Below are 1,393 nucleotides of genomic sequence, written 5' to 3' on the forward strand. Positions count from 1 at the left end.
TGTTAAGACGGGGCTTCGGGTAGCGCGGATGTAACGATCTGGTAGCACGCGCGCGGGGACACGGTAGCGCTCTGATGGTGGGTTCGAGGATGGTTCTCGCCGCGGCCAAGGGCTGGTCGCTGGTGGAGAGGAGCGTCGGCGATGACGGACTACCGGTTTGTGATGGGCCTGCTGTTGCAGGGGTATGCGTATAGGCAGATCGAGGCGATGGCGGGGTGCTCGCATCGCGCGATCGCCAGGGCCCGGCGGGTGCTCGATGAGGAGGGGTTCACGACGCGGGAGCAGGTCGACGGGCTGTCGTTGGAGGACATCGATCGGCTGTTCACCGATGGTCGCAAGAGTGTGGTCGAGGAGTTCGTCCCGGTCGATATCGAGCGGGTCGTCGCAGCCCGGCTGGGGCGGAAGAAGCCGCCGTTGAAGGTGTTGTGGGCACGGTATCTGGAGACCGACGCCCCGGCCGGTGCACGGTTCTATGGGTATGAGCGGTTCTGCCAGATCGTCGCGGAGCACGTCCGCGTGAACGATCTGACGCTCCCGATCGCGCACGTTCCCGGACATTCGATGCAGGTCGACTGGGCTGGGACGCAGATGCAGCTCACGGACCCGATCACGAGGGAGACGACGCGGGTGTCGGTGTTCGTCGCGTCGTTGCCGTTCTCCGGGATGGTGTTCGCCTACGGGTGTCTGGATGAGAAGCAGCCGGCCTGGTTGGACGCGCACCGGCGCGCGTTCGAGCACTTCGGCGGCGTCACCCAGGTCGTGATCCCGGACAACGCGTCGACCGCGTCGAACCAGATCTCCCGGACCGAGAAGGCCAGGGACGTGAACTCTGTCTATGCGGAGTTCCTGGAGTACTACGCCACCGCCGCGGTCCCGACCCGCTCATATCGTCCCCGCGACAAGGGGCATGTCGAAGCGGGGGTGAAGGTCGTCACGAACTGGGTGATCCATTACCTCGCCGATCGGGTGTTCGCGTCGCTGGACGAGCTGAACACCGCCGTCGCCGCCCAGGTCGACGCGATCAACGACCGGACCCCGTTCCGCGGCGAATCCCGGTCGCGTCGCGACTGGTTCACCGAGCACGAGCAGGGCGAGCTGCTCTCGCTGCCGGTGCGGCGTTGGGAGCCGGTGGTCTGGCGGAAGGCGAAGGTTCACCGGGACTGGCATATCCAGCTCGACACGATCAAGTACTCCGTCCCACACCGGTTCGCCGGCCTCACCGTCGATGTCCGGGTCATCGGGGAGCAGATCGACGTGCTCTCCGGCGGGGAGATCATCGCCACCCACCAGCACGGCCCGCGCCGCAACGGCTACGTCACCGACCCCGAGCACGCGCCCGCGCACGCGGAGACGGTGTCGGGGCTCTGGACGCGCGGGTACTTCCTCCGGCAGG

Annotated in this window: 1 protein-coding gene; it reads left to right on the forward strand. The window is 66.8% G+C overall.

Annotation, left to right across the window (positions count from 1 at the left end; all coding sequences use genetic code 11):
* Positions 1 to 141 precede the first annotated feature (141 nt).
* A partial coding sequence (istA, locus tag AS96_RS00625; RefSeq protein ID WP_036284512.1) for an IS21 family transposase occupies positions 142 to 1,393 on the forward strand: 1,252 nt, incomplete at its 3' end.

The organism is Microbacterium sp. MRS-1, assembly GCF_000585455.1.
Classification (GTDB): Bacteria; Actinomycetota; Actinomycetes; order Actinomycetales; family Microbacteriaceae; genus Microbacterium; species Microbacterium laevaniformans.